The following is a 24,170-nucleotide window of genomic DNA, read 5'->3' as shown; positions in this document are numbered from 1 at the left end:
CAAGGAGCAGGGACGTATTCACCGCGCGGTGATGACACGCGGTTACTAGGGATTCCATATTCATGAGGGCGGGTTGCAGCCCTCAGTCACAACTGGGGTAGGGTTTGAGGATTGCCTCCCTCTGTCGAGGTCGGGACCCACTGTCCCTACCATTGCAGCCCGCGTGTGGCCCAGGAGTTTCGGGGCATACTGACCTGCCGTGGCCCTCTCCTTCCTCCGCTTTAGCAGCGGCAGTCCCGATAACTAGCCTCCGCGGTATTGCTACCACGGCTAGCAATTATCGGCAAGGGTCTCGCTCGTTGCCTGACTTAACAGGACGCCTCACGGCACGAGCTGGCGACGGCCATGCACCTCCTCTCAGCTCGTCAAGTAAAGTCTTCAGCCTGACTCTCATACTGCTGTCGCTCCTGGTAAGTTTCCTGGCGTTGACTCCAATTGAACCGCAGGCTTCACCCCTTGTGGTGCTCCCCCGCCAATTCCTTTAAGTGAACTGCGTAGAAAGAAGTAGCTTCCTACGATTCAGCCTTGCGACCGTACTCCCCAGGCGGCGAGCTTAACGGCTTCCCTGCGACACTTCGATCGCGAACTGCGATCGAATCATCTAGCTCGCATCGTTTACGGCTGGGACTACCCGGGTATCTAATCCGGTTCGCTCCCCCAGCTTTCACCCCTCACCGTCGAGCGCGTTCTGGCGGACCGCCTTCGCCACTGGTGGTCTTCCGCGGATCAAAGGATTTTACCCCTACACGCGGAGTACCGTCCGCCTCTCCCGCCTCCTAGTCCCGCAGTATCCTCTGCAGGCCAGTCGTTGAGCGACTGGATTTAACAGAGGACTTACGAAACCGGCTACGGGTGCTTTAGGCCCAATAATCGTCCCGACCACTCGAGGAGCTGGTATTACCGCGGCGGCTGACACCAGACTTGCCCTCCCCTTATTCCCCGGCCTATTTACAGCCGAGAAAAGCCACCTTTAGCAGGCGGCACTCGGACTAGCCTCGTCACGCTTTCGCGCATTGCGAAGTTTTCGCGCCTGATGCGCCCCGTAGGGCCTGGACCCTTGTCTCAGTGTCCATCTCCGGGCTCCTTCTCTCAAAGCCCGTACCGGTTACAGGTTTGGTGGGCCATTACCCCGCCAACAGCCTGATCGGCCGCAGTCCCATCCTGGAGCGGTTCGCACAGAGCATACCCGTGCGCCCTTTTGGACGGCCCCTCCTTCCAGATGAGGCCATCTATCGCGGATAGGCCCCAGTTTCCCGGGTTTGTCCGTGTCTCCAGGGCAGGTTGACTACGTGTTACTGAGCCGTACGCTGCGTGCCTGTAGCCAAGCACGCACAACTAACATGGCTAAATCCCAATCCGATAGCAGTCGGGTCCGGCAGGATCAACCGGAGTCGATTATCGAGGAGTACGACCACGCATTTCTGCGAGGTGTAAAGCACAACCCACGTCAGATCTAACCGAAGTCAGATCTCCACTTCTGTGCGCGCACCTGGAGGTCGTGCGTTTCACCGCGTCAGGGCTCGGCCCTTTTGCTCGAGGCAGACGCCGCCAATTAATGCGCAGAAACGCCCACGGTCAGGGGTTCGTATATATGCATTCCCATGTGAAAATGCGCCATTCCAGCCAACCTTCCTCCGAGGTGCCGCGGTAGATTCTCAGGGGTTCGGCAACTCCCCGGGCGGCCAAGCGGGGAAGGCTAGGGCTTCGTCTCGGACCCTTTGCCTGCTAGTTCCTTCTCAAGTCGGGAGATTTTCTCATGATCCCGATAGACAACCCATCCGGCGACCGGTGCGAATAAGGCCAGGGCATATGCAGGGAAGAGGAAGGCCACCAGGCCGACCAAGATCAGGAAGGCCACCGCACCCACGAGCTCCAACTTCCCTTCGGGTTTGCTCATGCCTGGCATGTCCGGGCGGCCGACTGATAGGCCTTCGTGTCAGTCTGGGTCGAGGAGCACGGTCCGGCTTACGGGCCGGGGAGGTCACAGGGAGTACTTGACCAAGAGGCTCCGTAGGACGTCTGCTACGTCTTCGGATTTGTCAGTCGTGCTCTCGAGGTACTCGTAGACCTCCTTCTGTTTGATGATGTCGAAGGGCGATGTGCCGGGCTCCGGGGAGGCAAACAAGGACCTCAGGCATCTGTGGAGAAGGTCGTCAGCCTCATTCTCCAGCTCGTGCATCTTGATGGCGGCTCCGTCTATGACGGCGGTCGCCCCACTCCCTTTTAGCGAGGTGATGGCCTTCCTGATCTCCCTGACCTGGCCGAGGATGAGTTCTGAAAACTTCAGCGTCTCGGGGGTGACATGGTCGACCTTGTACACTTCCATCCTCGATGTGGAGGCGTCGATGAAATCGAGCGTGTCGTCCAGGGTCTTGAGTAGCTTCGTGATGTCGTCCCTGTCTATGGGGGCCACGAACTTTTTGTCGAGTTTGACGAAGGCCTCGTGTATCAGTTCGTCTCCGGTGTGCTCTAGCTCCTTGATTCCTGCCGCGAGGCTCGCGATGTCGACGGTTGCGCCGGGACTGGACATCGCAGCTAGTCTGTCGTGGAGGAGTTCGGCGGCGGCTAGAAGGTTGGCCGAAATCCTGTCGAAGGTGTCATAGAACGACTTGAAGATCTCGGAAACGTCGTCCAGGGAGAGCCGCTTGGTCTCTATCCCCATGAAGTAGGTCAGCACCCCGCCAGCGAGGCAGGCCACGCCGACAAATGCGAGCATCGCATCCCGGCCAAGAGCTGCGTAGATCAGTGGAAGGAAGAAGGTCGCTACCACGGCGCCAATCTTCCCCACCGTGGCCGCCAGGCCGTGGCCCGTTCCCCTGAGTCTCGTCGGGAAGAGTTCCACCGGATAGATCCATGTGGTCGTGTTCGGACCGGCGTTTTCGAAGATGTAGAACACCGCGATGGGAATCGCCAGCAGGAGGAGAGTGGAAGCGTGAAGGATGGCTGCAGCGAGCAGAGGGATGGCCATCCCGAAGAACCCTACCGTCTGCAGAGGCTTGCGGCCGACAACGTCCGCTAATGCGATGGCGCAGAGGTAACCGATCCCCGCAAAGACGAACAGCTCGCCCGACGTGACCACCGAAGCCAGGAGAGGACGGGTCGGTCCGTAGATGTCAGCAATCAGGAATGGGGTGAGTATTCCTATGCCGTAGACCCCCACGTCTACGAGGAACCAGCTCGCCGAGGTGAAAAAGACCCGCCGCGAGTAGGGAGAGAGGAGTAGCTCTCTGACCGAGACCCTTTCGTTGATGGCCTCGAGAGTCTCTTCAGGGACCTGGTATCCGAAGAATCCAGACATCACCTTCCGCGCCTCGTCCGCCCGGCCACGAGAGAGATACCAGCGTGGGGTCTCAGGCATCTTGGTCCTGGCCGTTAGCGCGACCAGGGCGGGGATAACCCCAGAGAGGAGCATCCATCGCCAGACGTCGGGGCCGAGGTGCGCCTGGACCAGGACTACACTGACGACTACTGCGCTGATTAGACCAAGGCCCTGGAACGAGAAGACCGAGGCGATCAGCTTCCCGCGATGCCTGTTGCTTACGAACTCGGTGACGTATGAGGCGCTGATGGGATAATCGGCGCCTATTCCAATCCCCAGGAGGAACCTAAAGAGATAGAGCTCCCACAGGTTCTGAGAGAACGCGGAGGCCGCTGCGAAGACGACGAAGAACAGTAGGTCGGCGACGTAGAGCTTCTTCCTGCCGAGTCTGTCGGCGAGGTTCCCAAAGAGCACCGCCCCGAAGACGGCGCCCAAAAGGGCGGCCGACGTTATCAGGGCTGTGTCGAACGCGCCACTGACGTATGGTATGAACAGGATGGCGACCCCTATGATGAACAGGTCGTAGCCGTCCATGAAGACCCCTGCTCCTGACAGGACGAGGACCTTGATGTGGGACCAAGTGATGCGGCCTGACTCGATCTGACCGATGAGCGAACCTGTCGCCAGTTCCTGCGACTCGCTGCTGGGCTGCATTTCTAGGAGTGGGGACGCTCCCGGACAGACCGTTCTTAAGGGTGAGATGGGTTCTCCGCTGGCTCAACGGATGTGCCGTCTCGCCTCACGGTAGCGCTCGATCAGTTGTTCCTTGACTCGCCTGCTTGCGAAGGAGGACCTGAAGGCGTTCTCAGCGAGGGTGTCGACCTGGTCCATCCCGAATCCGTACTCCAGGCAAACCCTCGAGTACACCTCCGAGAGGTTTCCCCCCGTCCAAAGGGAAGGATCGTCGGAGTTGAGAGAGACCGACACTCCCTCCTTTAGGAGCCGGTCTATGCCTAGGTCCCTCGTGGTCTTGATTTTGCCGAGGACCAGATTTGAGACCGGGTTCATCTCGATTCCGGCCGACCTCTCCAAGACTGTCGAAATCAGACTCCTTTCATGCGACAGACGGACGGCGTGACCCAGCCTGTCGGCTCCCATCGCCAGTGCGGTCTTCATGTTCGCGACGTCCTGCTTCCGGGACCCCGCATCCTCGCCTGCGTGTATCGTCACCTTCAGCCCCGACGAAGCGGCGAGCCTGAAAGCCCTTTCGAACTTTTCCGGCGGGTTCCCCGCTTCGGGTCCGCCGAGGTCCAGGGCGACAGCAACGCCACTCTTGGCTGCAGCCTTAGCCACCTCTTCGCCCAGCCCGGGAGGCGACTCCCTTCCTATGGCGACTATCAGAGAGGTCTCCACTCCGTACCGCTCAGCGCCTTCGGCGAGCCCTTCGGCCATGCTGGAGATGACGTTACCCAGAGAGAGCCCCTCGATGGTATGGTACTGTGGCGCGAACCTCCCCTCGGCGTAGACGACCCCGTCGTCGTTCTGCCCCTTCAAATATGAGATCCCCGCCTCGCGGATCGCTTCCTCCGTCTGCAGCAGTCTGGTTACGGGATAAAAGCGGCGGATGATGTCGTCGAGCATCGAGACGTACCCGTCTCCCTTGATGTGTCTCATGAAAGCGGAGACACTTTCCAGCTCCGCGCCCTCGGGGGTGATTATCTTCCTGTGGTGCTTTCTTGCTATGCGGAAGAGCTCTCTCGGAGAGATGGACCCGTCGATGTGGCTGTGGAGATCGGCCTTTGGGAGGGCCCTGACGGCTGCGGGAGAGATACGCATGGGCCCCGGCCTTGACGGGTGGTTATTAATCCGGCCCCTACATCGAGGGGTGCTTCAGAGCCCGTAGATCCCTTGGTTGAGCCGTGGAATCAGGGCGGTGACGACGCACTGTTCCGTCAGGTCCGCCCTTGATATCTCCCCTTTGGTCAGGAACCTCACTAACCCGCCTTTGTCTCCAATCTCGCCGATGCCGCTGACCTCCTCTGCCCAGCGCTCGAGCTCTGACCCCTTTTCAAAAAGAGAGTTCATCGCCTCTCTCGGAAGGGAGTAGCCAGCCGAGTGGCCGAGGGACACCCTCCCCGAAGGGTCGACTATTGCCGCGAATTGGTTGTCAAAGTAGACGCCCCCGATTGTGAATATCCCCGCCTCGACCCCGACCCCGAAGACGCCGCCAGCCTTCGAAAGGGCGAACTTAGCCCGGGCGGTGGCTCCCACCACCATCTCCTCGAGCCCCCTGGGCTGGGCTTTGGTCACCCTGGAAGCGTCGACGGGAGTGAGTTCGGCGTCCGGGTAGTACTTCGAGAACCCCCTCCTGATTCCTTCGACCTTAGCAGGGTTCTTCGTGCCTACCGCCACTATCATGGAAGGGGAGCGCGATTCCTGGACGATTTAACCGTGAGACGCAAGTGGTCTCGAAAGGCGGTTGAGGCGAGGCGCAGCTCGACCAACATAGAACTGGCAAGTGGAGGGCCAACCTTCCCTCCCTTGAATCTCAGAGGCTGTCCTAAATCCTTAGGTCGTCGATGAGCCTGTTGATGTTAGCCAGTGGCGTCCCGTCAGGCCGGGCGATATCCTGGGCCGCTGGTGGGTTTGTCTTGTAGGATGGGCTGCGTGCTGCGAGGCGCTCCTCATAGGTGGACACGAACTCGTTCTGGTAGAAGACCCCGATGGGAGTGTGGTCCCCGAACTCGAATGCCTTCAAGATTGCCTGCTGGACTTTCTTCTCCATCTCTGCCTCGTCGCCGTTGTGGACTATGCCGTCGTACCCGGTTTCCTCCAGCTTGTAGGTCCTCGGCTGCTGTTTCCCCATAGTATCCAGATTCCCTTCTCCAGCCCAGTATTCCTTGGTGAGGAGGTCGTTATAGGTCGGGCAGGGCTGCAGCACATCGAGGAACGCGTACCCCTTGTGCCTGATCCCCTTGATGATCAGGTCCTTCAGGTGGCGGACGTCGTAGGAATATCCCCTGGCCACCCAAGTGTAACCCGAAGCGATGGCGAGCATCAGGGGGTTGATCGCCTGGTTGACGTTCGGTGAGTAGAGAGACTTGGTCTTCTTCCCCAGTCCGAGGGTGGGGGACGCCTGCCCCTTGGTGAGGCCGTAGACCTCGTTGTCGTGGACGATGTAAAGCATATCGAGGTTCCTCCTCCCCGAATTAACGAAGTGACCAGCCCCAATTCCCATGCCGTCGCCGTCCCCACCTTCGACCACGACTTCGAGGTTCGGGTTGGCGAGTTTTATCCCAGTTGCGAATGGGACGGCGCGGCCATGAAGAGTGTGGACACCGTATGTCTTGATGAAATGGGGCGACTTGGAGGAGCACCCCACCCCAGAGACCACTACCGTGTTGTTCGGGTCCGCGTTCATCTCGGCCAAGGCCATCTGGACGGCGTTTAGGATTCCAAAGTCGCCGCAGCCAGGGCACCAGTCGTTGTGCGCCGTCGTCTTAAGGTCCGAGAGCTTAAGCGCCATGCCTCAGGACCACCTTTGTCGGAGCCGTCCCTTCTTGAATCGCCTTCAAGGCATCGTATACCTCCTCTGACGACATCGGCCTTCCGTTGTATTTGACGACCAGTTGTTCGATGGGGATGCAGGTCTGCTCGCGGACCACCCCGATCAGCTGCGCAGAGTAGTTCATCTCGATGCCCACCACCTTCTTCGCCCTAGAGAGGACGTTGGTCATGTATTCTGTGGGGAAGGGGTTGATGAGCTTGATCTGAATGAAGTTGACGCTGATGCCGTCCTGCTCCAGCCAATCCATAGCGTCGAGTATGGCGCCTTTGGTGGACCCCCAGCTTACCACTGTGATGTCTGCCTTTTCCGGGCCGAAAAAGTTGAGCCTCTCAGAAATCGGAATCTCCCTGTCGGCCAGGACGAGCTTCCCCATCCTCTTCTCCATCATGAGGTCACGGTTGGTCGGGTCTTCGCTGATGTGGCCGTGCACGTCGTGCTCGTCACCTGTGTGCCAATAGACCCCGCCTTTAGTCCCTATTGGGGGACGAGGAGAGATGCCGTTCGCGGTGTGTGCGAAGCGTTCGAACTCGCCGTTGACCGCGTTGGTAATCTCCTTGAGGTAAAGCCCCCTGTTGATTTTGATCCTGTTCACGTCAAGCATGGGGATGGTGCCATCGGAGTTGGCGAGGGCCTTGTCGACTATGTGGATAACAGGCGTCTGATATATCTCAGAGTAGTTGAAGGCCCGCACGGTGTCGTAGAACGCTTCTTCCAGGTCCCCACTGGCGAGGACCAGCCTTGGGAACTCCCCGTGGCCCGCATGAAGAGCAAACCTGAGGTCTCCCTGCTCGTGGCGCGTGGGGAGGCCCGTGCTCGGGCCCCCACGTGAATAGAGCGTGACGACAATAGGAACTTCGTTCATCCCGGCGTAGCCCAGGCCTTCGGCCATCAGAGAGAATCCCGGACCCGAGGTGGAGGTGGAGGAGCGTACCCCGGCCAGCCCTCCGCCTATGGCCATGGTCACGGCCGCAATCTCGTCCTCCGACTGGACGACGGCGATGCTCCCTTTCTTCATGGCCGCCGCCTCGCCCATCTGGGGGTTGTCCTGGGCTGCAGAGCCGTCAAGCGGTATCTCAGAATGGGCCTCGAGGTACTCGCTCTCGTCGCTGGCTGGCGTGATAGGATAGTAGGTCTGGAGCCTGCACCCAGCGAGCTCCTTGGCCATGGCGACCACCGAATTCCCCCGGATGAACAGTCTGTCCCCGTCGGCCTTGACTGGAGATAGCCTGTAGGCGAAGCTCCCGGCGTACTTTTGCTCGACGTGGTCGTAGGCCGCCCCCACGGCGTCTGCGTTCATCTCGGCGACCTTGGGTTTGGATTTGAACCACTTCCTGACCGAGTTTTTCACGAGGTCTTCGTCGAAGGACAGTATGGCGAAGGATGAAGCAACGGCCATTACGTTGAGCATCCTCTGGAGGGTGCTGAGGGAGGTCTCTCCGTGCTTCGCTCCGACCTCCTTCAGGATGCTGGTATAGGGGACCGGATAAATATGGACGCCCCGCCTTCTCGCAAGCTCGATAACCCCACTGACATCAAGCGAAAGCCCCGCCTTTGAGAGCTCGGCGACGAGCGTCTGTTTGACGTTAGCTTCGATGGTGGGCATCTGGTCCAGCCGCTTCGAATCCTGGTCAGGATCGTAGATTATCCCCCCCTCCTTTCTGACCTCGAGGGCGTGCCTGAAGATTGTCTCCTCTTCGAATGTAGCCAGCATGTCGACCGTGTCGACGTGTGATCTGATTGGAGTCCCGGAGACCCTGACCTGGAAGTAACTGTGCTCCCCTTTGATGTTAGAGTAATACTCTCTCTTGCCGAAGACGAAGAGCCCTCCTTCAGCCGCGGCCCTCGCGAAGATGTTCGCCGACGTGTCTACGCCACTTCCTTGGACGCCGCCTATCATCCATGAGAAATCGTCCCGCTTCATCCGGTTTCTGCCTGATAGGCGAGGCGGCGAGTTGGCTGTTTAAGAGTATAGTATTTAAGATACTTACTAGTAGTTAGTATTTGCAGATGGACGAGCTCAGGAAGGTCCAGAGAGTTGGCGATTTCTCGTTCTCGGTGTCTATCCCTAAAGACTATGCACGACGGATGGGCCTGAAGCTGGGCGACAGCATCCTGTTCCGGGAGGAAGTCGACGGAACGTTGAGGTTGATCCCAGCCGGGCGCGGCAAAGAGGCAACAAGGGCCGTCATCAGGGTGGAACAAGCAGGAGGCGACGAAATGCTAGCAAAGCTGGTCGTCGGCGCGTACGCGTTGGGATTCGACACCATTGAGGTGGTTGGGAAGGAACCCCTAGGACAGAAGACGGCAGACAGAGTCGTTGAGACCGTCAGGCGCCTCAGAGGGCTGGAGGTCGTCGAATCAGACGACAAGCGCATCGTCTCGCAGAGCCTCATCGACCCCACGAGATTCCCGGTGGACTATCTAATCAAGCGGCTCCAGATATTGGTGTCCCAGAGCCTGGACCATGTTATGGACAGCCTGGACCTGAGGCAGACCGGAAAACTCAATGAGGTGGGAAGGGCACAGGAAGAGATAGAGGAGCTCTACTGGCTGATATTGAGGCAGCTTCTGGTCGCGCTCAACAGGAGAGAACTGGCCTCGGAGATAGGCATCGAATCGCCTCTCCATGCGTCTGGGGACAGGGTATCGGCAAAAACCTTGGATGAAATCGGGGGGATAATACAGGACGTCGCAGAGGAGTTGGTGAGGCTCCGGGGGCTGGGGACGAAGATGAATCCCAAGGTGGTCGCAAGCCTCCAGAGGTTGGCTAGAAAGACCCGGGAGGCTTTCAACACCACGATAGAGAGTTTTCTGACCGCTGACATCAAGCTCATCGGAGAGTCGTCAGCCCTTGTTGAGGAGGCGATGCAGCTAGAGAAGCAGGTGACCGAGGAGATGCTGGCCACTGGAGGGTTGGGGTACACCAGGGTCCTGGTGTCTTACTTCGGTCAGCTGGCGAGGTACTGCAACATCATAATCGAGATTTCCTCGCACCGCCTGTTGAGGAAGACGAGCAGGGTCGCGGCCGTCCAGCAGTGACTCTTTATCGGAACCCTGCGGAGCGCCACCGGCGCGGGGGTAACAAAGCTTGGCTAAATGTGCGGGACACGATAGCCCGACTCAAGATCCGGCCTCGCTTCGGATGGGGCATCCCGTCCCTCAGGGGTTCGTGGGTTCGAATCCCACCCCCCGCACCAATATCCCTCTCTTTTCTTTGCCGTTGCGTTCGATTCCGTTAGTTCGTGGCTTCATGCCTGTCTGTTTGTGCCCACGTGTGCGCGTGTGAGAGACGGAGAGGGCGCACGCATATGAAAGGAGACTGGCCTCTTCATGGTGACTTCGGTTCTTCATGTTCCTGACCTCGCGTGAGAGGAATCGCGAAATGAACTCCCCGCAGCCGCGCAGATGAACCTCTCGACGGCAGGACCGATTCGACCATCACAAAGATGGGATTCGAGGGGCTCCCGCCTAGAGCTCCTCGAGTGCAGGCTAGACTAGTCCCCAGATGCCGATGACGAGTGCTATGATGCCGATGATTGTTTGGAATCTACCTAGCCACTTCGCGAGCTTTTCGAGGCTCTTCCCCACGGCTGGTATGCTCGGCAGGATTCCAAGAGCCAGTATCAGTCCAGCAACTATGGCCACGATCCCTTGTAGTCCGAAGTACAGGATTCCGACGATGATGGCTATGATTCCGATGATTGTCTGAAAGCCGCCTAGCCATTTCGCGACCTTTCCGATGCTTGGTCCCACGGCAGGCAGGCTTGTGACGATGCCCGCAGCCAAGACTAGTCCTGCGATGATGTTCATGATTTCGACGAACATTTCTCATCAAACCATGTGCGACCTTTGGATTTAAGGGTTGAAAACCGCCGGTTCAAGCGCTCGCGTAGTTCGGTTACTTGTAGCGGCTCCTGAGGAGCTTATCTCAAATGAACTGAAGATAACCCAGCATCAATCCTACCTTGATGAGTGCGAACGCCTCCTGATTGCCAGGTCTATCGGTGAGCAAAGTGAAGAGGGTCGGAAGGCAGACCGGGTGGATACTGATTAAGGACGGGACCCGGAATTGTGATAGATGCCTTCGTGGGAATTGTGATCGATAGGCGCCGTGACTGCAATCCCATCACCTGACGTCTCCAGGGTCCGGCGACAACGGAGCCCGTTTGGCCCGTCAGACAGGCTCGGAGTGGACCCGATTCTGCTCTATACGCAGAGTGTTGAATGTATGTAGGAGCGGGCTAATCCCCATCAATCATGTCCACTGTCGGGGGTAGGCTTGTTCGAATCCCACCCCCCGCATCCCCATTTCCAGCTCAATTTGAGGGTCTCCTGACCGAAATAAGCCAGAAATCGCCCCGTTGTTTACCCGGAAATCGACGGGGCCGGAAGATTTTGTGTATGGCGGACCCCCTAACTTGATGGGGATGCTTTCATGGACGAAGGATTGTGTGTGATTGGATGAATCGCATCGGCCAACCCCCGTCGAATCGTCTGGGTCTCTTTTATCACGCCGTCACTTGGCTATAGCGCTTGGTCAAGAAGCTAAGGTGTGTGACAGCCCTTGTAGATACACCGAGTGGCATCCTCCCGGTAAGCGAGAATGGCGGGAGATTCTTCATGAGGCAACCACGACGTGGACCCGATCATGAGGGCGCTTCAGGTTCCAAGTTGCTTCTTCGTCCAGTATAGGGGGAAGGTTCTGATGTTGAGACATGACCCCTGAGACCTTCGGGTTGGGCCGGCTGGATGGTCATGGGGATGAGCACAACAACAGTCCTGAAGAGCATTCGTTCGTAGACTGCACGAAGAGGACAATGAACAGGTGTGGAGATGGCAAGGTACAAGCCCCTCGCTTTGGCGAACGTCGTGACGGAAGTATCCCATTGCTGATGCAAACATGGGAGCGTCTGCTCTACCTGCCTCTGCCCTTAAGAGGACCTCACGTCCAGCGCGGGCCCGCCGATTGAGAATCAAGACGGTCGGCTACTTCTGCCTTGTGACTTCGCTGTTCACCGGAGCCCTGGTGCCGGTGGTCCTATCATGGGCGAAGGAAGCGAACCTTGTCGAGTTCTTCTTCCTCACATATCTCCTTGGCATCGTCGTCGCAGCGACAACCACCCTAGTTGCAGGAAAGCGGAAGGAGGCGGCATCCTACTTCACACAACCCAGGAGACTGGCCCTCGTAGCTTTCGTCGGACTGCTTGTCTACCTGCCGTTCGAGGTGGTGGTACTCTATGCCGAACACTATGTGACGGCCGCGCTCGCCACAGTGGTCTTCAGGACTTCGCCTTTGCTTATGCTGGCCTTGATTCCTACACTACTACGAGAGAGGCTCACCAGAAATCAGGTTGTCGCCCTTGCCCTTGCGTTCTTCGGCATATTCGTGGCACTCACGGGTGGAAACCCCCTCGGGTTTTTTGGCGCTCCAGACCTTCCTATCATACTCCTCCTTCTCCTTGCGGCGTTTGCGTACGCATTGTCGTCACTACTGATGAAAAGATATGTCTTTGACCTTTCGAGCGAGTTACTGATATTCAATGTCGCCCTCTTCGTGGTCTTCGCCGTCGCGTTTCTCAGCATGGGTGCCCAGTTCAGGGCGCTCAGCCTCGCCGACATCGGAGTCATCCTCTTCATCTCAGCAGACAACATCGTCGGATTCTTCATGTACTTCTACGCCTTCAGGCTGCTCAAGACAACGGTAGTAACCAACGTCTATTTCTCTTCGCCTTTCATTAGCTTGCTCCTAGCAAACATCCTCCTCGGCGAGGTGGTGCAGCCCTACTATGTGCTCATCGCCATCCTTGTAACGGTCGGGCTTGTTATTCAGAGTCGCGACAGGATTGGCGGCACATATCTCCCGAAGTACCCTTCGAAGCTCGGAAGTTTCTATGTGGTGGATGTGAGCGGGGCCTTTGCCAACACGAAAGAAGGGGTGATTGCAAGCTCGCTCGGGTCGGGCGGCAGAGTGATGGCAGTCAAGATACCAAGCAAGAACAAGGCTGAGGCCGAGAGGAGAGTAAGAAATGGCACCTACTCCAACTTCTTCATGGGTGACAATGGGCGAATTGCAGGGGAGACCAACTTCGTGGGGGATATCTTGCATGTCAATCCTGACGACTTGGTGCTAATGAAGGTCGGGAGTTTCGACGAATGCGAGAAGTTCTTCGGGGAGTTGGCCGATTTAATAGCCGACTAGGACAAGTGGGTATGGACTCGGACATAGGTCCACAGTCGCGTAGCCCCGTGTCCATTCCCATTGTCCTCGCATAATACTATATGCAGAGTCATCGTGCAGTGTGATATGCGCTCGACACTCCTCCACATCTTAAGAACTTCAGCCAACGCCGGCCCATTAATGGTCTAGCGGTGGATGTGGGCGGGCTTACCGAAAGTCGTCGAGGGCGTCATCGTTTCCTGTCGCGGGTTCTGCCAAGAGACAAGCCTTCGAGGAGCACGACCACGACGAGTATGTCGCGGTAACGTTAGACAGCGAGACGCACAAGAAGGTGGTCTTCCTGGTTAGGGACAGGGGTTGGTGGCGAAAGCGATTTCCGCCGCGTTTGATGCGAAGCAGAAATGAGGAGTGGTGCGTGCCTCTCGGGAGAGCCACTAAGAACTGTAAGCGATGATGTTTTGTAGTCGTAGCGGGGAGTAAGCATCCCGTCCGCTTTGTCCATTGTGGGGTAGACGCGTTCCCCTATCCCGCTAGATCCAATAACCGAGACAGCTATTTCAATGGGTGCCGTTAGGAACTAGGCATGGTCCAATCGAAGGAGATAGAGAGCGTCGACGAGCTCCGGAAGGTCAGGCTCGCAGATGAAGGATACATCGTCATAACTGACTCTGCGCGCGACCCCCTCGTGCACAAGGTCAACGCCAAGTGCATCACGACCGACAGGTTCAATGATAAGGTCGTCATAAAAGGACGCAAGCAGGGAAGTTACTTCTGGGTCGATAGTGTCGCCACGGCGGCGCGTGAGTTCGAGGCGAAGAGGTGCAAGGCCTGCAAGCCTGAAGTGAGGCTTGTCTCTCCCGGGACATTCGATGGTTGATTGGGAGGTCAGGCGCGACCTGCGGAGCCGAATTCGACTCTGAGGAGAAGCTGGCCGAGCATGGGAAGGTGCACGTATCCTCGACGACGGCGACCCATCGAGTCCATCAGAACGGTTTAGGACGCCTGCCGTCACCCTCGTGAGATGGACCAGGCCGAGAAAGCCGAGGCGTTCCGCGGGCTTCATGACAGGAAGGACGTGCTCGTGCTTCCCAACGCGTGCGACGTGCCCAGCTCGTGGGTCTTCGAAAATGAAGGGTTTCCGGTAGTTGCGACTTCGAGTGCCGGGATGCTCGTCTCGTTGGGCCATCCAGACGCCGAAGGGATTCCGCGCGGCGACTTCGTCGCCGCCATAAGAAGAATCTCGGGTGTCCTCACCGTCCCCTTGAGCGCCGACCTGGTGGGGGGGTTCGGGGACAACCCTGAGGAAGTGGCCAAGAGCGCGAGGGCCGTGGTTGAAGCTGGTGCGGTCGGGATAAACATCGAAGATTACATCCATGGTGCCAAAGGGCTCCCTCCTGTGCCTGAGCTCAGAAAGCTCGGAGTCGCCAGGGTGAGCTTCGGCCCCACAGCGTCCTATGCCGCCATGGGGCTCGTGAAACAGGCGTCCCGGGAAGTGCTCGAAAAAGGGACCTATGACACGCTGACAGAAGGCGCGATAGACTTCGACGAACTCAACTCGCTAGCGGTCCCGAGGAATCCCGTTAGACCTTAACGCCGAGCAGGCGTTCGAGTATGTCGGACAGGGTAATCATCCCTATCGTCTCGTCTCTGTCATAGACGAAGGCGATGGTCGTTCCGGCGTCCTGCATCTTCTCAATCACCGTCGCGAGGGCGTCGTCCTTCAGAACGTGGGCCGGCTGGATGATGTAGTCTCTGATGTTCGAATCGATCAGGTCCCGGGATATCGCCTTCGAGATGGTCCTGAAGGTCACGGCACCTATGTACTCGTTCCTGTCATTGTCGAAGACGGGCATGCGCGGATGTTGCGTCTCGCTCATGGCTTTGAGCGCGTCGAAGACCGTGGCGCTTTTCGGGATGGAGATGATCTCCTTCTCGGGCGTCATTGCGTCGACGGCGTCGGTTCTCCTCGACGAAGCCAGAGCAGTCCGCAGGAGCCTCCCCGAGTTCGGTTCTATGTGCCCCGCCTTCTCCAGCATGGTGACGACATCCTCGAACTCGTCGGCCAGGTCCACTTCTCTGTAACCGGGCATTCCGACGAGCTTCTCTGACAGCTTACGGGCAACCTTTGTCAGGGGGACGGCAAACGGAGACAGCGTGTCGACCACCACCTTTGTGGTAGGAGCGAGGACGACTGACATCTTCAGTGCGTTTTCGATGCCTATCGCTTTCGGCAACAGATAGAGCAGCACCATGATGACGAAAGAGCCTCCTATCGTGCTGTACACCCACCCGACGGGGCCGAAATAGCCGGAGAGAATCAGGCCCATCGTGGTCGCGAGCACTACGCTCGAAATGGTGTCTGTGAAGGTGGTGACACTCACTAGTTTCGTCTTTTCGTTCGCTATGGCGAGCGCCTTAGCCGGCCCTGACGAACTGCCCCCTATGGCCGAGCTCAGCGAGAAGGGCCTCAAGGTGAGATATGTCGCTTCGACCAGCGAGGACCAGAACGAAACGAAGACCGCGGCTGCGAGTGTGACGTAAACTATGTCCGCTACCAATTTCGGCGGCTGTTCACTCCTTCAAGTCACCAGGGTGCCTACCCTCTCACCGTGGACCGCCCTGATGACCCCCTTGGGTTCTGCGCCGTTGAGTACTATCAGCTTCACCCTCGATTCGAGGAGCCGGTCAACCGCCACCGGGTCCACTATGCTGTGTATCCCCGGCCGATGCGCGCCCCCGAGTATCTGCTTAGCCTTCTCGTAGTTGATTCTATCGAGCTTCTTCGCCTTCTTGTTGACCCTCGGGTCCTCGGTGTAGATTCCGCTCTGATCTGACGCTTTGACAAGGAGGTCGGCCCTCCATCTTTCCGCCACTATGGCCGCTACTGTGTCGGTGGTGATGCCCGGTTTCAACCCCCCCATCACAGCCACCCTGTTGCGAGCCAAGCGCTGCAGCATTCCATCGATGGACGTGGGGACGCTGCTCACCCCCCCGAGCTTCATGGCCACCAGCCTCGCGTTGAGCCTCGAAGCGTGTATCGCCACCGTGTCTTGCTGGTAGGGCGAAAGCCCCATCTGGGCCGCCGACTTGATGTACTCCCGGGCAATCCCTCCGCCCCCGACTACCACTGCCACGTAATTCCCTTCATAGTTGAGGTCTGACACGACTTCGGAGTAGCCGTTCACGAGCCCGGCAGACGGAGGAGCTCCCAGGACAGATCCGCCGATCCGCAACACGATTTTCACTTTCTGTTCCTCCTTTCGGGGTAGTTGGTGGTTGGTAGGTTTTATAAATGGGTAAGGGAGATTTTGGTCATTACAATGCCAACTCCCTCGGTTTACGTGCCCGCCGTGGCCTGACTTAGAGGAAGTTCTGCGTTGTCTAAGACGGACTCTGTTAGGCTATACAAGGTAAGGAAGCTCATCTCGGAGCTGAGCAGCAAGGAAGGGAGGGGGACGGAGTTGGTGTCACTCTACATCCCTTCGAAGAAGGCCATCCACGAAGCGATAGCCAACCTGAGAGAGGAATGGGGGACCGCTGGCAACATCAAGTCCGACACAACGAGGAACCACGTCCAAGATGCTCTGACCAAGACGATGCAGAGGCTGAAACTCTACAGGACAGCCCCGGAAACGGGGCTCGTAATCTTCGCAGGAGCGCTTCCGACCAACGGCCCTGGGAGCGAAGTGGTTAACGTGTGGGAAATCATCCCACCCAAGCCGGTAATCCAATACCTCTACGCCTGCGACGATCATTTCAGGGTGGAGTACCTCAAGGAAATGCTCAGGGAGGACAAGGTGTACGGACTCCTCGCGCTGGACACGAGCGATGTAGGCATGGGGATACTGAGCGGAGGAAGCCTCGAGATAATCGACGTTATGACCTCGGGGATTTCAGGCAAGACCCGCAAGGGAGGTCAGTCGGCCAGGCGCTACGAGAGAGGGAGGGAGATGGAGCTGACATACTTCTTCAACAGAGTCGGTGAGCACGCAACGCAGGCGTTCTTGAACAACAACAAGGTCACTGGGCTCATAGTTGGCGGTCCCGGGCCCACGAAAGACGAGTTCCTGAAGGGAGGGTATCTGCACTATGAGCTGCAGAAGAAGATTCTGGGGGTCCTAGACCTCGGCTATTCGGGAAGGGAGGGGATCAGAGAGCTGGTCGAGAAGTCGACGGACATCCTGAAGGACGTCAGGCTTGTGGAAGAAAAGCGACTCGTCCAGAAGTTCCTGGGCGAGGTCAACCGGCAGGGGGGGCTGGCCGTCTACGGGCTCCCAAGAGTAATCGATGCACTTCAGAAGGCCAGCACCGAAGTAGTCATGGTCTCCGACGACCTCGACATGATCAGGCTCGATGCGACCTGCAAGAAATGTGGCACGGTGAACACCCAGACCGTCCAGGCGTCTAGGAAGGTCCTGGAACGCCAAGAAATGGCAGCGGCTCCTTGCGCCAACTGCAGAGCGACTGACTACGATGTGACAGAGCGGGACCTGGTCGACGTGCTCGAGGAGATGGCGTTCCAAGTGGGCTCGAAAGTTGAAGTGATCTCTTCGGGGACGGAAGAAGGGAGCATGTTCAAGAGCTTCGGCGGGATAGCTGCGATCCTCCGCTACAGGAGTTAGGACGCGACCACGGCCTGGACGCTGATGATGCCGGCCCCCACCACCACTACATAGTAGGTATCTCCTGAGACAATCTGCCCTCCGAGGAGGGTCGCCAGGCTTCCAGAGTAAGAGAGCACCTGCGTCGCTCCTGGGGCGAGGGTGAAGCCAGGGCCTTCGAAAGACGCCTGGACCTGCCCAGGAGGACCGGTGAGTAGCTGTAGTGAGCCGTTGGGTTGGACGACGAAGAGCACGTTGCTGACGATTGAGCTCAGGTAGCTGTCGTCGCCCTCAGAGGCGTTTGTGTTGGACGCCACCATGACCGTACGGAAGGTTACCGGGTCTTGTCCCGTGTTCATGAGCTGAAGCGACAGGGAGGTGGGAGTCAGCACCGCGCTCGAGCTGTTCAGGCTGTCCGTGTGAGTCGCTCTGAAGGCGGTGAACCAGCCGTGACCATCTAGAGCGAACTCGTGTCCCACGACCCTCGTTGACATGCTCACTTCGTTCGAGGGCACTTGAAGCGCCTTCGCGCCTGCGGTGAGAGTGAACGAGGGGTTCGACCTTCCCCCGAGGTTGAGGACGGTCGGCTGGATGTCGACGAGTGCAGCAGCAGGGTTTGAAGAGTTAATCCTCAGCCCTCCTACAAATGGGATTGTGAGCCTCCCTGAGGTCACCGTGGCGGAATAGTTTTGATGATAGAACTCGACCGCCGCGCCGGCGATTGTGAAAGCCACCTGGTTGTAGACGAAGGAAGGAATCGCGCCGCTCGATATCGTCTCGCTCAGGTTTAATGTACCCAACTTCATCGTGTCGATGGTCCCGTGGCCAGACATGGCAATCCAGCCCGAGTTGCCGAAGCCTTCGGCGTGGACCGCCACGTTAGAGTAGGTGATGTAGATGGCCGTGACTCCGGGAGGGACTGACGGGGGATCCGTGAGGAGGACCGAGAGAACTCCAGATGTGCCGACGCCCAGGAGCCCCAGTGACGAACCCGAGAAGATGATTGCACTCGCCAGGGCCAGTCCAGCTACACCGTAGGTCATCGCCTTCGTCTTCAGTTTCATTCTTGGTCCGCCTTGCTGCTCACGTGAGAGATGCCCCGGCACGGCATTATCAACCAACGTTTTTGAACGTGGAGATAGAAGTAGGTTCCTGGTGGGTCGATACTTGAGTAAGCCAGCGAGTCAAGGGTCGAAGTCCCCGCCCACTGAGAAGCGTGCTCCCGGGGTGGTGGACGCCGAACTCAAAGGCAACACTCTGAGAGTGTACATCTACGCCATCAAGAACCGCAAAGTAGGCGTAAGGGAGGTGCAGAGGGCTCTCCTGATGTCTAACCCCTCTCTTGCCCAGTATCACCTCAACAAGCTAAAAGAGCTCGGCCTCGTCTCAGAGAACAATGGCGAATACGAGGTCATCGGAGAGGTAAGAGTGGATGTGATGCGGGACTTCTTGAGACTCGGTACGCTGATAGTGCCCAGATTCGTCTTTTACGCGGTGATCTTCACCGTTTTCGCCGGATACTTGGCCTTCGACAGTGTCCCGTACTTCGGGCTGATACGTGTGCTGGGATGGTTCGCCATAGTGCTTGCCGCGGCTGCCGCAGTATTCTGGTACGAGGCTGTAAGGGCTTGGCTATCGGCTCCTTCTACGTGATTCGGGTCCCGCACAAACGGTTTTATCCGGAGATACATCCCTTGGGGCAGGTGAGATAAACGCCCATCAGGATAGGGCTGATCGGGAAGACCAACGCGGGGAAGACGACACTGTTCAACTCCATGACGTTGCTTGCAGGGGAGGTCTCCAACTACCCGTTCACCACGAAGGTGCCCGAGACCGGAGTGGCGAGCGTCGTCACCCTCTGCGTCCATAAGGAGTTTGGTGTGGCGGACAACCCAGCCAATTCAAAGTGCGAAGACGGCTGGCGATTTATCCCGGTGGAGGTGACGGACCTTCCGGGCCTGATAAAGGGGGCCTGGATGGGGAAGGGGCTCGGAAACCAGTTCCTCAGCGTGGCCGCCCAGTCTGACGCGCTCCTTCACGTCGTTGATGCATCCGGGAGCGTGGACAAGGACGGGAAGATTAGCGAGCCGGGGACAGGGGACCCCATGGCTGATTTCGCCGACGTCGAGTTGGAGCTGGTGCTATGGTACAACAAGCTCTTCGCCCAGAATCTGCCGAAGATATCGAAGTTGTCGAAGACCCCCGGCTACGGGGTACCAGCGGCCGTGGAAGAGGTCATGCATGGGATTGGAGTGAGGAAGGAACACGTAATCGCGGCCATGAGAGAGGCGATGATCGAAGAGAAGGCATTCGATTCGTGGAGCGAGAGTGAGACCAAGGACTTCTGCTGGGCCCTGAGGGAATACTCCAAACCTACCCTGCTGATAGCCAACAAGATGGATCTCCCTTATGCCGCAGAGAACTTCAAGAAAATCAGAGAGAAGTACAAAGGACTCATCGTCGTCCCCACCAGTGGAGAGGCTGAGCTCACCCTGCGGCGGGCGGAATCCAAGGGGCTGATCAGATACGTCCCAGGAGAGGAAAGGTTCGAGATACTGAGACCCCAGGACCTCAACGACGCTCAGAGGACCGCTCTCGCCTACATCAAGCGCAAGGTCTTCGGAGAGTATCTGCGGACAGGGGTGCAGTTCGCGCTTAACTCGGTCATCTTCAAGCTACTCAGGGAAAACGCGGTCTATCCCGTCCACGACCCGCAGAAACTGTCCGACAAGAATGGGAGGATACTCCCGGACGTCTACCTTCTCCCCAGCGGATCCACGGTTGAGGATTTGGCCAGGGACATACACTCCGACCTGGTCAAGGGACTCCTCTATGCCATAGATGTAAGGACGGGGTTGCACCTCCCCACAAATTATGTCCTCAGAGACAGGGACGTGCTTTCGATAGTGTCGACGGCGAAACAAGAGTAGCGAGGCCTTAAAGCCGCCAGGGGGCTGGTACGACAGGTTGCCCTACGGGACCCCCCTCCTCTCTGACCTTGAGTTGAGGTACCCTTTCGCACCCAAGTCGAGGAAGTTCTTCGGTTTCATCCCGATGGAGGACAGCCTCGCAAGCCGAGACGTCGTCTATCACGCCCAGCATAGGCTCCTCAGCTCACTTGGCAGGGTCAAGTACGAGCCCAGCATCTCCGAACTGGTTGAGTTCTCCAGTTTCTTCGCCTCCGCCTTTGTCGCCAGCCAAGACCCCGTTCTGACATCGCGTTTTTCCAAGAAGGAGGCAGAGCGCGCCAGGGAGTTCTTCGTCAAAGAGGGCCCCGGGAACAAGGTCGCGGTCATGTCGGAGTGCTTCGGCGCGGTCGTCCCTGAGGCAGGGAACGGAACCAGCCGGCCGAATTACTCGGTCCCGTTTGAGGTATACCTTTCGTTGGTCTCGAAGTACGGGCTATCCAGGGAACCCAAGTGGAAGCTCGCCAGACAAGAACTCGGTGGAGGGGTGGTCATGATAAGTGACAACCTGCTCAATGACCTCTTTGCGGGATGCGCGCTGGCGGCCATAGCCGAAGGGGTGAGGAACCTGAGGAGGGCACCGCTGCCTAAACAGCTCAGCGAAGTGAAGGACGAGGTCCTGCGGTATGTGCCATCCCCCAGGCCGAGGACCAACAAGGGATATCTCTACGTCGAGGACCTCCTCGCGCACCCTGTGGCCGACGGGAGGCATCGCCTTACGTGGCTAGTCCTCGCCCCATTCTTGGTGAACGTCAAGAAGCTCGACGACGATGCCGCAATCGAGAAGATCAGGGCTTTCGTAGCCGTAGCGGGCGAGACGAGCGCCATGAGGAGGTTCGTTGAGTACAACGTCCGGCGGGCCCGCCGGAACGGGCTTTTCCCCCCGACTTTCTCGAAGCTGAAGGCGGAGCATCCTGACCTCTATTCGCTCCTCCCAAAGGAGGTGCTGGCATCCGAGGACGCGAGATCATCCACGTAGCAAACAGTTGTACAGCCTTTCAAAACCGATGGAATAACTCGGCCGCGGAACAGCGGTCATCGAAGAAACATGGTATCGACTTTGGTCGTCGCGTTGCTCGGCGGACTGGCCGCAACAGCCAGCACTGCCGCGGCTACAGGTGACGCCTCCGTACTGGCCCACGCGGCTCAGACGGTCCCACCAGGCTTGCACGTGGCCATGGCTCATGTGCCAAATGCCTCTCATGCCTACGAGGTGCTGAAAGCACACCTCTCCCTCTATGCTGGGACCGGGACCGTAGGGACGGCGGGCGCGGGCGGAGCCAGCGTGGCCGTGAAACACGGCCTCAACCTTGGGCTTGGCAAGTAGCCGGGCCCGATTTCTTCTTTATCTGTAGGCGGCGGCGGCAGTTGGGAAAGTGAAGCTGAAGGAGTTCGCCGGGACAGGCAGGAAGGTGTCGGCTATAGGGATGGGTACCTATTATGACCCACTCTGGATTATGACAGGGTTCCTTGGGTGGAGGAGAGGCGTACAGGCCAAGGTCGAGGCGATTGCGGCCGGGCTGGACGCAGGCATCACTCTTGTAGACACTGCTGAATTATACCAGTCGGAACAGCTGGTCGCGAAGGCCCTTGCAGGCAGAAAGAGAGAAAGCATCTTCCTGGCGACAAAGGTGTTGCCAAACCACCTCCGCCGGGACGCTCTGATCAGAGCGTTCGATAAGAGCCTCAAACGGCTGGGGACGACGTATGTTGACTTGTATCAAATCCACTGGCCCAATCCGAAGGTCCCCCTAGCCGAAACGATGGGGGCGATGGAGACGCTGATCGAAGACGGGAAACTTATGCATGTGGGAGTCAGCAACTTCACCTTGGACCAGATCAGGGAGGCCCAATCGGCCCTTCCGAAGTCGGAGTTGAGCGCCGTCCAGCTCGACTACAGCCTGATTCACCGAAATGTTGAATCGGGCATACTGCAGTATTGTGAGGCGCAGAAAATAGCTCTCCTGGCGTACTATCCTCTAGGGCACGGGAAGCTCTTGCCCGACTCCAGACTGGATTCTGTCAGTTTGAACCACAACAAGACCAAGGCACAAGTTGCGCTTCAGTGGCTCGTAGGGAAACCTAGTGTTTTCCCTATCCCGCGGGCGTCGAGGGCTGAACATGTCAGGGAAAACGCGGCTGCGGGAGATTGGGAACTCCCCGACAGCGAGAGGGCGGAACTGGACCAGAAATTCCGATAAATCGCTTAAATTGATCCCGGTGCGCGCCGGATACGGCGGGTGAGTGACCTCAACCCGATCCGCCATACAAATCCCGGTGTTGGGGGAGATAGATAGTGAAAAGAACAGCTGAGTTATCACTGGCGGCAGTTTATGCCGCGCTGTATGTGGCTTTGATTGTGGTCTTCCCATACCTTTCATTCCTGCAACTGAACGTCAGGGTGGCGAACGTCCTCAAAGGGATGACGAAGCACTGGCCCGCCGGGACCTTGCTGGGCAACTTCGTCGCGGTGACGGTCGGGAATTACCTGTTTTCTCCCATCGGACTTCCCGATGTGATTCTCTCCCCAATTGTTTCCACGGCGCTCCTAGCCGTCGCCTATGTCGTCGGCAAGAAGTCTTTTTTTGTGGGGCTGGCCATCAATGCCCTCCTGCTTGGCACCTACCTTGCATGGCTGATAGCCTTCGCGACGCCCGGAGTGACTTTCCTTGGGCTTTTGCCGTTACTGCTGGTGGGAGTGACCATCAGCGACCTCATACTTCCCTATATCTTGTATCGTTCTTTGGTTAAGCTTAAGATTCCGCAGCGGAGGGTGGGCGCATAGCTTGAGCCAGCATAGGAGCGCGGTGAACATGATTTCAGGCGGAGTAGACTCTGTCACCACCACATACTACGTCAATAAAGTGCTGAAGCCGAAGAACCAGCTCCTGATATTCGCCAACTACAAGCAGCGGACATATGAGTATGAGGCGTTCTGCATCAAGCAGATTTCCAAACAGCTCGATGTCCCTCTGAAGTTGATCGACCTGCAGTGGCTCGGAGACATCAGTACGTCGGTTCTGACTCACCCGGAAAAGGAAATCGCAGAGACTGCCGATGCCGATTTGTGGGATCCTGAGAAGGCCAGACAGAGAATCCTGAAGTGGTGGGACCCGTGCCGCAATGCGATTCTGCTGTTCGTGGGCCTTTCCCACGCCGAGTCGTTCTACATCTCGAAAGGAGAACGATATGACGTCTACATCGGGATCCGCAGGGAGACTCCGGTTGCGATGAAGGACAACACCCCCGAGTTCTTGGCAGAGATGAACCAGGCCGCGGAGCGCGCGACCCACCATGGAGGATACAAGCTGCTTGCACCGCTGATCTCCTATGACAAAGACAGGGTGGTTGAATTGGGCGAAAAACTCGGAATCCCTTGGGAGTACACCTACAGCTGCTACGCAGGGTATGGTTTCAAGAGTGTAAAGGGGCGAAAACTCCCTGTCCATTGCGGGCGTTGTTCAAACTGCCGTAGGAGAAAGCTCGCTTTCAAGGATGCGGGGGTGAATGACCCCTCAATCTACGCCCAGTAGAAGGACGTTCCAGATCAGAATCGTAAGAGATCTGTCCTAAGTTCATATACTCTCTCATAGGACAG

Annotated in this window: 22 protein-coding genes, 1 tRNA gene and 1 rRNA gene (1 of these 24 cut by a window edge); 13 read left to right on the top strand and 11 right to left on the bottom strand. The window is 57.9% G+C overall.

Annotated elements, in window-relative coordinates; translation table 11 throughout:
• From JRN21_09175 to JRN21_09145, 7 genes are all read right to left on the bottom strand, one after another.
• Positions 1-1,392, bottom strand: a 16S ribosomal RNA gene (locus tag JRN21_09175); it reaches 40 nt to the left of the window's first position.
• Between the two features lie 304 nt (positions 1,393-1,696).
• Positions 1,697-1,897: a hypothetical protein gene (locus JRN21_09170; GenBank protein ID MDG6989468.1), complete on the bottom strand. Its 201-nt coding sequence runs from the start codon at positions 1,895-1,897 to the stop codon at positions 1,697-1,699.
• A gap of 84 nt (positions 1,898-1,981) precedes the next feature.
• A complete protein-coding gene (locus tag JRN21_09165; GenBank protein MDG6989467.1) occupies positions 1,982-3,973 on the bottom strand; it encodes an MFS transporter in 1,992 nt (663 codons plus the stop codon).
• A gap of 63 nt (positions 3,974-4,036) precedes the next feature.
• Positions 4,037-5,095 carry an adenosine deaminase gene (gene add, locus JRN21_09160; GenBank protein MDG6989466.1) on the bottom strand — a complete coding sequence of 353 codons (1,059 nt, stop codon included), beginning with the start codon at positions 5,093-5,095 and terminating at the stop codon, positions 4,037-4,039.
• A 54-nt stretch (positions 5,096-5,149) separates the two neighbouring features.
• The gene (gene yjjX, locus JRN21_09155; GenBank protein ID MDG6989465.1) at positions 5,150-5,677 is read right to left on the bottom strand and encodes an inosine/xanthosine triphosphatase; all 528 of its coding nucleotides are present in this window, start codon (positions 5,675-5,677) and stop codon (positions 5,150-5,152) included.
• A 142-nt stretch (positions 5,678-5,819) separates the two neighbouring features.
• Positions 5,820-6,785, bottom strand: a complete 966-nt coding sequence (locus JRN21_09150) for a 2-oxoacid:ferredoxin oxidoreductase subunit beta (GenBank protein ID MDG6989464.1) — start codon at positions 6,783-6,785, stop codon at positions 5,820-5,822.
• A complete protein-coding gene (locus tag JRN21_09145; GenBank protein MDG6989463.1) occupies positions 6,775-8,748 on the bottom strand; it encodes a 2-oxoacid:acceptor oxidoreductase subunit alpha in 1,974 nt (657 codons plus the stop codon). The genes JRN21_09150 and JRN21_09145 overlap by 11 nt, the downstream gene beginning before the upstream one ends.
• An 86-nt stretch (positions 8,749-8,834) precedes the next feature.
• Between JRN21_09145 and JRN21_09140 the strand changes: the two genes are divergently transcribed.
• Together JRN21_09140 and JRN21_09135 are read left to right on the top strand one after the other, a co-directional pair.
• A complete protein-coding gene (locus JRN21_09140) occupies positions 8,835-9,866 on the top strand; it encodes a phosphate uptake regulator PhoU (protein ID MDG6989462.1) in 1,032 nt (343 codons plus the stop codon).
• Positions 9,867-9,899: 33 nt separating this feature from the next.
• Positions 9,900-10,024, top strand: a tRNA-Leu gene (locus tag JRN21_09135).
• Between the two features lie 292 nt (positions 10,025-10,316).
• On the opposite strand, the gene JRN21_09130 is transcribed toward JRN21_09135, so the two are convergent.
• Complete coding sequence (locus JRN21_09130) at positions 10,317-10,637, bottom strand: hypothetical protein (GenBank protein ID MDG6989461.1); 321 nt, start codon at positions 10,635-10,637, stop codon at positions 10,317-10,319.
• A 1,156-nt stretch (positions 10,638-11,793) separates the two neighbouring features.
• Here JRN21_09130 and JRN21_09125 point away from each other — a divergent pair.
• The 3 genes from JRN21_09125 (at position 11,794) to JRN21_09115 (ending at position 14,596) form a co-directional block, all read left to right on the top strand.
• The gene (locus tag JRN21_09125) at positions 11,794-13,026 is read left to right on the top strand and encodes an EamA family transporter (protein ID MDG6989460.1); all 1,233 of its coding nucleotides are present in this window, start codon (positions 11,794-11,796) and stop codon (positions 13,024-13,026) included.
• Between the two features lie 562 nt (positions 13,027-13,588).
• Positions 13,589-13,882 carry a hypothetical protein gene (locus JRN21_09120; GenBank protein ID MDG6989459.1) on the top strand — a complete coding sequence of 98 codons (294 nt, stop codon included), beginning with the start codon at positions 13,589-13,591 and terminating at the stop codon, positions 13,880-13,882.
• A 144-nt stretch (positions 13,883-14,026) separates the two neighbouring features.
• A complete protein-coding gene (locus JRN21_09115) occupies positions 14,027-14,596 on the top strand; it encodes an isocitrate lyase/phosphoenolpyruvate mutase family protein (protein MDG6989458.1) in 570 nt (189 codons plus the stop codon).
• Here the strand turns inward: JRN21_09115 and JRN21_09110 are convergent.
• The gene (locus JRN21_09110; GenBank protein MDG6989457.1) at positions 14,586-15,563 is read right to left on the bottom strand and encodes a CBS domain-containing protein; all 978 of its coding nucleotides are present in this window, start codon (positions 15,561-15,563) and stop codon (positions 14,586-14,588) included. The genes JRN21_09115 and JRN21_09110 overlap by 11 nt on opposite strands.
• Before the next feature lie 21 nt (positions 15,564-15,584).
• Positions 15,585-16,250, bottom strand: coding sequence for a UMP kinase (gene pyrH / locus JRN21_09105; GenBank protein ID MDG6989456.1), 666 nt, complete (start codon positions 16,248-16,250; stop codon positions 15,585-15,587).
• A 132-nt stretch (positions 16,251-16,382) separates the two neighbouring features.
• On the opposite strand from pyrH, the gene JRN21_09100 reads away from it, so the two are divergent.
• Positions 16,383-17,627 (top strand): peptide chain release factor aRF-1, encoded by a 1,245-nt coding sequence (locus JRN21_09100; protein ID MDG6989455.1) that lies wholly within the window; start codon positions 16,383-16,385, stop codon positions 17,625-17,627.
• Here the strand turns inward: JRN21_09100 and JRN21_09095 are convergent.
• Positions 17,624-18,670 carry a hypothetical protein gene (locus JRN21_09095; GenBank protein MDG6989454.1) on the bottom strand — a complete coding sequence of 349 codons (1,047 nt, stop codon included), beginning with the start codon at positions 18,668-18,670 and terminating at the stop codon, positions 17,624-17,626. The genes JRN21_09100 and JRN21_09095 overlap by 4 nt on opposite strands.
• 166 nt (positions 18,671-18,836) lie before the next feature.
• Here JRN21_09095 and JRN21_09090 point away from each other — a divergent pair, with 166 nt between their 5' ends.
• From JRN21_09090 to JRN21_09060, 7 genes are all read left to right on the top strand, one after another.
• Positions 18,837-19,259, top strand: coding sequence for a hypothetical protein (locus JRN21_09090; protein MDG6989453.1), 423 nt, complete (start codon positions 18,837-18,839; stop codon positions 19,257-19,259).
• Positions 19,260-19,324: 65 nt separating this feature from the next.
• Entirely contained in the window at positions 19,325-20,536 is a 1,212-nt protein-coding gene (gene ychF / locus JRN21_09085; GenBank protein MDG6989452.1) for a redox-regulated ATPase YchF, read from the top strand.
• A 37-nt stretch (positions 20,537-20,573) separates the two neighbouring features.
• Complete coding sequence (gene priX, locus JRN21_09080; protein MDG6989451.1) at positions 20,574-21,551, top strand: DNA primase noncatalytic subunit PriX; 978 nt, start codon at positions 20,574-20,576, stop codon at positions 21,549-21,551.
• A gap of 69 nt (positions 21,552-21,620) precedes the next feature.
• Positions 21,621-21,899 (top strand): hypothetical protein, encoded by a 279-nt coding sequence (locus JRN21_09075; protein ID MDG6989450.1) that lies wholly within the window; start codon positions 21,621-21,623, stop codon positions 21,897-21,899.
• Between the two features lie 100 nt (positions 21,900-21,999).
• Positions 22,000-22,773, top strand: coding sequence for an aldo/keto reductase (locus tag JRN21_09070; GenBank protein MDG6989449.1), 774 nt, complete (start codon positions 22,000-22,002; stop codon positions 22,771-22,773).
• A 95-nt stretch (positions 22,774-22,868) separates the two neighbouring features.
• Positions 22,869-23,357 (top strand): QueT transporter family protein, encoded by a 489-nt coding sequence (locus JRN21_09065; GenBank protein MDG6989448.1) that lies wholly within the window; start codon positions 22,869-22,871, stop codon positions 23,355-23,357.
• A gap of 28 nt (positions 23,358-23,385) precedes the next feature.
• Positions 23,386-24,105, top strand: a complete 720-nt coding sequence (locus JRN21_09060) for a 7-cyano-7-deazaguanine synthase (GenBank protein MDG6989447.1) — start codon at positions 23,386-23,388, stop codon at positions 24,103-24,105.
• Positions 24,106-24,170: the final 65 nt, after the last annotated feature.

Source organism: Nitrososphaerota archaeon, from assembly GCA_029785825.1.
GTDB lineage: Archaea > Thermoproteota > Nitrososphaeria > Nitrososphaerales > Gagatemarchaeaceae > UBA183.
Note: the sequence above shows the minus strand (reverse complement) of the source record. Positions and strands in the feature narration are given on the sequence as shown.

Coding starts and splice junctions, on each gene's coding strand:
- yjjX (MDG6989465.1), bottom strand. CDS start 5,677: ATGATAGTGGCGGTAGGCACGAAGAACCCTGCTAAGGTCGAAGGAATC.
- JRN21_09145 (MDG6989463.1), bottom strand. CDS start 8,748: ATGAAGCGGGACGATTTCTCATGGATGATAGGCGGCGTCCAAGGAAGT.
- JRN21_09070 (MDG6989449.1), top strand. CDS start 22,000: ATGGGTACCTATTATGACCCACTCTGGATTATGACAGGGTTCCTTGGG.
- JRN21_09060 (MDG6989447.1), top strand. CDS start 23,386: ATGATTTCAGGCGGAGTAGACTCTGTCACCACCACATACTACGTCAAT.
- JRN21_09150 (MDG6989464.1), bottom strand. CDS start 6,785: ATGGCGCTTAAGCTCTCGGACCTTAAGACGACGGCGCACAACGACTGG.
- JRN21_09115 (MDG6989458.1), top strand. CDS start 14,027: ATGGACCAGGCCGAGAAAGCCGAGGCGTTCCGCGGGCTTCATGACAGG.
- JRN21_09095 (MDG6989454.1), bottom strand. CDS start 18,670: ATGAAACTGAAGACGAAGGCGATGACCTACGGTGTAGCTGGACTGGCC.
- JRN21_09120 (MDG6989459.1), top strand. CDS start 13,589: ATGGTCCAATCGAAGGAGATAGAGAGCGTCGACGAGCTCCGGAAGGTC.
- JRN21_09140 (MDG6989462.1), top strand. CDS start 8,835: ATGGACGAGCTCAGGAAGGTCCAGAGAGTTGGCGATTTCTCGTTCTCG.
- JRN21_09165 (MDG6989467.1), bottom strand. CDS start 3,973: ATGCAGCCCAGCAGCGAGTCGCAGGAACTGGCGACAGGTTCGCTCATC.
- JRN21_09130 (MDG6989461.1), bottom strand. CDS start 10,637: ATGAACATCATCGCAGGACTAGTCTTGGCTGCGGGCATCGTCACAAGC.
- add (MDG6989466.1), bottom strand. CDS start 5,095: ATGCGTATCTCTCCCGCAGCCGTCAGGGCCCTCCCAAAGGCCGATCTC.
- JRN21_09075 (MDG6989450.1), top strand. CDS start 21,621: ATGGTATCGACTTTGGTCGTCGCGTTGCTCGGCGGACTGGCCGCAACA.
- JRN21_09170 (MDG6989468.1), bottom strand. CDS start 1,897: ATGAGCAAACCCGAAGGGAAGTTGGAGCTCGTGGGTGCGGTGGCCTTC.